Below are 6870 nucleotides of genomic sequence, written 5' to 3' on the forward strand. Positions count from 1 at the left end.
AGCCGTTTAGAGCAGTTTCTTTATCTAAGGTGCCATGTGAATGGGCTGTTGCTGATGGAGATCATGAATACGCATTCCTCAAGGCGGGGGCGATCGCCGGTATAAAAAACTATGGTAACCATGTTGAAATTCCATTGCAATTAGACAACAAAGAGCCAAGTTCAGTTCCGTGTAAGTTTAAGGTTGAGCAGAAGGGGAAGGCGTGCTTAACTTAGTTAAAGAGTTTTTAACATTTGCTCTATGCCCTTGATAACGTCACTTTTGCAACCTTTGCCTGCCGATGTTGCAGCAGAATCAGTGAACCTGGCGGAAGCGGGTCCATTGATCTTGGCCGCTGTTCTGCTGAGTCTAGTGGTGATCTACTTTGCCAGCAAAGTCGGCGGTGAAATTTGTGCCCGCATTAACTTTCCACCTGTACTGGGAGAACTGGTAGGGGGTGTGGTCGTTGGTATTTCCGTCTTGCACCTGTTGGTTTTTTCTGAAGGGGGACCAACGGAACCCTCGGTTCTGACGACCTTTATCCAACAGACGGCAGGCATTGATGGCACTGTCGCTTCAGTAGTTGCCAATACCGCCAGCGAAGTTATTTCCGTCCTCTCGGAAATTGGCGTCATGATCCTGCTCTTTGAGATTGGCCTGGAGTCGGATTTAGAGGGCCTGCTGAAGGTGGGGCCTCAGGCTGCCATCGTTGCTGTGGTGGGGGTGGTGACTCCCTTTGCCGCTGGCACCCTTGGCCTTGTGACACTGTTTCATGTGGACTTGGTCCCCGCCATCTTTGCCGGTGCGGCTCTCACGGCAACCAGTATTGGGATCACGGCCAAAGTCCTTGCGGAGATTCAACGGCTGACTTCCCCGGAAGGTCAAATTATCATTGGGGCAGCGGTTCTGGATGACATTCTTGGCATTATTGTGCTGGCAGTGGTGGCGAGTCTAGCCAAAACCGGCACAGTGGAGATCAGCAATGTGATCTATCTGATTATTAGCTCCGTCGTATTTTTGGTGGGCTCTGTGATGGTGGGGCGGCTGCTGAGTCCTTTCTTTTTGGGGATGGTCGATCGCCTGAGCACACGCGGTAACTTGCTGGTTCCCTCCTTGATCTTCGCCTTTGTCCTGGGTTATGTGGCTGTGATTCTGCAACTGGAAGCGATTCTCGGTGCGTTTACCGCTGGCTTAGTCCTTGGGGAAACAGAAAAACGACGGGAGCTAGAGGAGCAGGTTTTGCCCATTGCCGATATGTTGGTGCCGGTGTTCTTTGTCTGTGTCGGCGCACGCACCGATATTAGTGTTCTCAACCCCCTAGAATCGGCCAATCGTGCGGGTCTGATCATTGCCTCTTTCCTCGTGCTGGTGGCCATTGTTGGTAAGGTGGTCGCAGGAGCAGCGGTCTTTGGTCAGCCGGGAATTAACCGCTGGGCGATTGGCATTGGCATGGTGCCGCGAGGCGAAGTCGGACTGATTTTTGCCGCTGTCGGGTCTGCCAGTGGTGTCCTCTCGAAGGCTCTAGATGCTGGCATTATCGTGATGGTGATTGTGACCACGTTCGTTGCGCCCCCTCTGTTGCGCTTGGTCTTTAAGCCAGAGGCCACAGAGGCGTTACCGACCTCGGATATTGCAGTAGAATCTCCCCCAGAAGGATAGCAATGGAACCGATTACGGTCATTGGTGGTGGTTTAGCCGGTACAGAAGCGGCTTGGCAAATTGCCCGTGCCGGTCTGCCGGTGGTGCTGTATGAAATGCGCCCGCACGTGGCCAGTCCAGCCCACCATACGGCGGACTTGGCAGAGTTGGTATGCAGTAATTCCTTTGGCGCCAAGGCGAGCGATCGCGCCACGGGGCTATTACACCATGAACTGCGTGCCCTTGGGTCACTGATTATTGCCACTGCCGATCGCCATCAAGTGCCTGCCGGCGGCGCCCTGGCGGTGGATCGCGCCCAGTTTAGTCGTGAGGTAACTGAAACCCTCGAAAGCCATCCCCTCGTGACAGTGCGGCGCGAAGAACTGCCCCGCCTCCCAGAAAACGGGATTGTGGTCTTGGCCACCGGCCCACTGACCAGTGAGGCCCTGAGTGCCGATCTTCAATGCTTTACCGGACTGGACTACCTGAGTTTTTTTGATGCCGCCAGCCCAATTGTGGTCGGGGAGTCCATTAACCGTGAGGTGGCCTTTTTGGCTTCCCGCTATGACCGCGGCGAAGCGGCTTATCTCAACTGTCCCTTCAGTGCTGAAGCATACCAGCGGTTTTGGCAGGCGCTTTGTGAAGCTGAACAAGCGCCCCTCAAGGACTTTGAGCGCGAGAATGCCCAATTTTTTGAGGCTTGCCTACCCGTAGAGGAATTGGCGCGGCGAGGGGTGGATACCCTGCGGTTTGGCCCTTTGAAACCTGTGGGCTTGCGGGATCCACGCACGGGGGAGCGTCCCTATGCGGTGGCACAACTGCGCCAGGAGGATCGCCATGGCCAACTGTGGAACTTGGTGGGGTTTCAAACCAATCTGCGCTGGGGGGAGCAGCAGCGGGTCTTTCGCATGATCCCCGGCTTAGAGCAGGCGGAGTTTGTGCGCATGGGGGTGATGCACCGCAATACCTTCTTAAATGCCCCGAAGTTGTTGAGGGCCAGTCTTCAGTTTCGCGATCGCCCCACCCTCTTGGCAGCGGGTCAAATTACCGGTACCGAAGGTTATACGGCGGCGGCAGCAGGGGGCTGGCTAGCGGGAACGAACGCAGCTCGCTTGGCACGGGGACTTGCACCCTTGGTATTGCCCCCAACAACGATGGCTGGTGCCCTCTTTCACTACATCAGTACCGCTGAGAGCAAAACCTTTCAGCCGATGCCCCCCAACTTTGGCATTTTGCCACCCCTAGAGCAACCAGTGCGTCAAAAGGCGTTGCGCTATGCCGCCTATCGCGATCGCGCCCTCAAAGATTTAAGCACCTGGGCAACAGCCATGTCGCTGCCCCTACAGCCTCTAGAGTTAGATGGGTGCAATCCTGCTGCCGTTGAAGCTGGAGCCTAAGATAAGCTGGGGGCAAGGTTGGCAAGCGATCGGGCCACTCAATGGCCACAATCCCGGGCTCAATTTCTTCGCCGAGCCAATAGCGTTCTGGCGCCAAGGCCGCCACTTCAGCAGGCGTCAGGCGATAGAGATCAAAGTGATAGAGGGGTACACGCCCTTCGGAATATTCCTGAATTAGGGTGAAGGTGGGGCTTTGAATGACATCTTCAATGTTCAATCCCTCCCCCAAGGCTTGCACAAACGTGGTTTTTCCTGCCCCTAGCTCTCCCGCCAACAGGAGCACTGTCCCCGGCGGCAGCCATGTCCCCCACTGGCGCCCTAAGGCTTGCAGTTCTGCCAAACTCAGGCTGAGGTTCGTCATTTAGGCTGGCACTGCTTCTAGGAGTCGCGAAAAGTAAAAGCGAGTTTTGGTCATGGCATTGCGCTCAATCCGCCAACCCAAGTTCCGCAAAATCTCCACAATAAATTCCTCACTGTGGAGATAGGCACGGGTGGCCTTGCTGGCGCCGGGGAAGAATTCACCAATCTTCTTCAGCAGCATATATTTTGGTGTTTTGGGGGCAAAGCTGAGGATCAGCCGCTCCATGGCCAAAGAACTCAAGTGGGCTAGCATCCCTGCCATTTGGTTGTCGGGATAGTGGATGAGGACGTCGAGGCAGATGACGGTATGGTATTTTCCCCGCAGGGCTTCAAGATCACTGACACTGAGGATGAGTTCATGGTGGCCATTCAACTGAACAGCGGCGCGATCGCGGGCTTCGGCCACCATTTTTTCGGAAATGTCGCTGGCATAGACCCGTGCCCCTAGCTTGGCAAGGGGAATACTTAAACTGCCGACACCGCAGCCAGCATCACAAATGAGTTGACCTTTGAGGGAGCCATCAGCGTTGAGCCATGCCAGGACGGTATCAATCGTTTGTTGGTGTCCCATGCGGATATCCGCCTGCACCTTGCTGACCTGGTCTGTGCCATAGATGCGTCGCCAGCGATCGAACCCAGTTGTGTTGAAGTAGTTTTGAACGATTGCCTTTTCGTCAGCCGTAGATTGCGTCATAAGTTCCCGATGAATCGTCATTGCCCCAATTATTGTGGCATAGGGGCTGTGGTTTGCAGTGCCAATCGGGTACTCACCAGCCCCAAAATGACGCCAATGATGATCAGGAACACACCTAAGCCCGCTGACCATTCAAGGGAAACTTTGCTGGCAAGGGCGCGAAAGCTGGTCTGTTGGGCTAGCCACTGCTGAAGCTGTTGACTACTTCCCCAACCAGCCATCCACGCCAAGGCACCGCCACCGCCACCTAGACTAGCCGCTTGAATAAATAGGGGCGTATAAATCCAAGTTTGGGTGGCACCCACGAGGGTCATGATCTCAATTTCGGGTTGGCGCACAAGAATAATCAGCCGCAAAATCGCGCTCACCAGAGCAACTACCGTTAAACTCAGTAGCAGCACCAAAATGAACGTGACGCCCCGCACCACCCGCTGCATACTTTGCAGGCCCGTTAGAGCGCGCTCAAGGTACTGCACAGACTCAATGCCTTCCTTTTGGGCAATTTGGTTAGCTAAGGGAGCCACCTGTTCGAGGCTCTGGGCGCGGATCTTGATTTCATCGCTGAGGGGATTGGTGTCAAAGAGGTCTAAACCGCCCTGTTCACTTTTAAGGCCTAAATCAGCTTGCAATTCTGCCCAAGCGCGATCGCGATCAATCCAATTCAAATCGGCTACCGCCGGTAATGCCGCCAACTGTTCCTTGAGGCTGGCTACTTTGGCTGCGGGAAGTTCAGGCGACACATAGGCAGTAATTTCTAAGCGATTGCCAAGGGACTCGACACTGGCGCCGAGGAGGTGGGACACTTGCCAGCCCCAACCAAAAATAAACAGCGTCACAGCAACAGCAATCACAGCGGCGCCATTGAGCCAACCGCCGCGCCAGAGACTGCGGCGTACTTCCGAAAGCAAAAAGTCAAGGGTGGGTAAGGAACTCAAGTTTGCCATGGTGCAAATGGAGAATCCGATGGGGAACTAGGCGGGTCAAGGCTAAATCATGGGTAGTAAAGAGGACTGTTAACCCATGTTGATGCAGACGATGGAGCAGAGCAAGAATTTGCTGGCTGGTCTGGGGATCCAGATTACCGGTAGGTTCATCCGCTAGTAATAGCTCAGGACCACCGACAATGGCACGGGCAATGCTCACCCGCTGCTGCTCTCCCCCCGATAAAGATTGGGGATTGGCATTGGCTTTGTGGCTCAGTCCCACCAGTTTGAGCGCCGTTTGCACCCGCTGTTGAATTTCTGCTTTGGGAATACCGCGCACCAGCAGGGCAAAAGCCACATTTTCTGCAACTGAGCGATCGCCCAAGAGCTTAAAGTCCTGAAAAATGACCCCCAAGCGCCGCCGCAACTGTGCCATTCGCCGATCCTGCTGGGGATTGACCTCCTCGCCAAAGAGGCGAACGATGCCGTGATCGGGTCGCAGTTGACCGCAGAGGAGTTTTAAGAGGGTGGATTTACCCGACCCCGAGGCACCCGTCAGAAAATAAAAGTCTCCCCGTCGCAGCTGCCAACTGACGCGATGTAAGCAGGGCAACGCACCACCAAAGGACTTCGTGACTTGGTACAGTTCTGCAATGATGGCCCCCCTAGAGGTTGGTTCGCAGGGGGATACCACGGGGGTCACTGCTGTCATCGGGATGAGAAACGCTGTCGCCCATGCAAACGACTCAGGAGTGCTTTCCATGCAAATTGGGGTAGCGCCAGCATGCGCCGCCAACGCCAGGGTTCTTGGTAAAGACGGTAGAGCCACTCCAAATGGAGTTTTTGCATCAGTTTGGGTGCCCGCCTTTTAACCCCTGCCCAGACATCAAAACTACCGCCAACACCGACCCAAATCGCTTGGGGACAAATATGGCGGTGGCGATCGATCCAATATTCCTGACGCGGTACACCCAAAGCAACAAGGATAATATGGGGTTGGGTTTCTTTCAGCTTTTCAATGAGGGCAGCTTCCATATCCGCATCGTGGTAGCCCGACTGCACGCCAACAATCTTTAAGTTCGGCAGCTCTCGATGCCAGCGCTCAGCCACTTTTTCTGCTACCCCCGGTGCTGCCCCATAAAAGAAGACCCGTTTCGGCTGCGGAGAGTCATTGGCCAATCGCAGTAGGGCTTCGGCAAATTCAATCCCCGGTAGACGGCGCACAGAGAGGCCATGTAACCTCAGGTAGAGAATGACCCCCGACCCATCGGGAATCACCAAATCAGCACGGTGTAAAACGTCAGCAAACTCTGGTGTGCGCTCCGCCAGTATCACCATCTCTGAATTGAGCGTGATCACGTGTTGGCCATGACCATCTCGCTGTTGCATCAGCAACCACTCAGGGGCATTGTCCACCAAATGGAGGGGAAATCCCAAAACTGAGACTTTTGCCGGAATGGTCGGCATTACAAGGGGGTAACCCATAGGAAAGTTGAGCACAAGAGACACCCAGTATCTTACAGCCCTTCTCACAGCAGGTGAACACTCTGAGCAAAAGAGCGTGATAGACAGGAGAAGGCTGCCGTTGTGGACCCCTATCCTCTGGAAAAGGGCTATATCGCATATACAGGCTCACCGCCACGGGATATGCTTTGTTGAAATCCACGAAACCTGTTTGCTAGATTAGAGTCGTTATTAAGATTCGTAAACCTGGCTCTTATCGTGCCATTGAGCTACCTCACGAATCTGCCTTAATGACTTCCCTTCGGAGTTGAGTTTTATGACGATCGCGATTGGACGAGCGCCAGCAGAACGGGGATGGTTTGACATCCTCGACGACTGGCTCAAACGGGACAGATTTGTCTTTGTCGGCTGGTCA

Annotated in this window: 7 protein-coding genes; 2 read left to right on the forward strand and 5 right to left on the reverse strand. The window is 54.5% G+C overall.

Annotated elements, in window-relative coordinates:
- Window positions 1–240 precede the first annotated feature (240 nt).
- Together H8Q75_RS10890 and trmFO are read left to right on the forward strand one after the other, a co-directional pair.
- Window positions 241–1638: a cation:proton antiporter gene (locus H8Q75_RS10890; protein WP_041429128.1), complete on the forward strand. Its 1398-nt coding sequence runs from the start codon at window positions 241–243 to the stop codon at window positions 1636–1638.
- A 2-nt stretch (window positions 1639–1640) separates the two neighbouring features.
- The gene (gene trmFO, locus H8Q75_RS10895) at window positions 1641–3014 is read left to right on the forward strand and encodes an FADH(2)-oxidizing methylenetetrahydrofolate--tRNA-(uracil(54)-C(5))-methyltransferase TrmFO (protein ID WP_297041661.1); all 1374 of its coding nucleotides are present in this window, start codon (window positions 1641–1643) and stop codon (window positions 3012–3014) included.
- Here trmFO and tsaE read toward each other — a convergent pair.
- From tsaE to H8Q75_RS10920, 5 genes are read right to left on the reverse strand one after another with little or no spacing between them, the layout of a single operon-like run.
- Window positions 2917–3375, reverse strand: coding sequence for a tRNA (adenosine(37)-N6)-threonylcarbamoyltransferase complex ATPase subunit type 1 TsaE (tsaE, locus tag H8Q75_RS10900; protein ID WP_024125102.1), 459 nt, complete (start codon window positions 3373–3375; stop codon window positions 2917–2919). The genes trmFO and tsaE overlap by 98 nt on opposite strands.
- Window positions 3376–4068 carry a magnesium protoporphyrin IX methyltransferase gene (gene bchM, locus H8Q75_RS10905; protein ID WP_024125103.1) on the reverse strand — a complete coding sequence of 231 codons (693 nt, stop codon included), beginning with the start codon at window positions 4066–4068 and terminating at the stop codon, window positions 3376–3378.
- A 29-nt stretch (window positions 4069–4097) separates the two neighbouring features.
- Window positions 4098–5012 carry a permease-like cell division protein FtsX gene (locus H8Q75_RS10910; RefSeq protein ID WP_297041663.1) on the reverse strand — a complete coding sequence of 305 codons (915 nt, stop codon included), beginning with the start codon at window positions 5010–5012 and terminating at the stop codon, window positions 4098–4100.
- Window positions 4981–5703 carry a cell division ATP-binding protein FtsE gene (gene ftsE, locus H8Q75_RS10915; RefSeq protein ID WP_297041666.1) on the reverse strand — a complete coding sequence of 241 codons (723 nt, stop codon included), beginning with the start codon at window positions 5701–5703 and terminating at the stop codon, window positions 4981–4983. Before ftsE ends, H8Q75_RS10910 begins: the two co-directional genes overlap by 32 nt.
- Window positions 5700–6458 carry a WecB/TagA/CpsF family glycosyltransferase gene (locus tag H8Q75_RS10920; protein WP_041429131.1) on the reverse strand — a complete coding sequence of 253 codons (759 nt, stop codon included), beginning with the start codon at window positions 6456–6458 and terminating at the stop codon, window positions 5700–5702. Before H8Q75_RS10920 ends, ftsE begins: the two co-directional genes overlap by 4 nt.
- Window positions 6459–6870: the final 412 nt, after the last annotated feature.

Origin of the sequence: Thermosynechococcus sp. OHK43 (genome assembly GCF_014466085.1) — a bacterium.
Lineage (GTDB): Bacteria > Cyanobacteriota > Cyanobacteriia > Thermosynechococcales > Thermosynechococcaceae > Thermosynechococcus.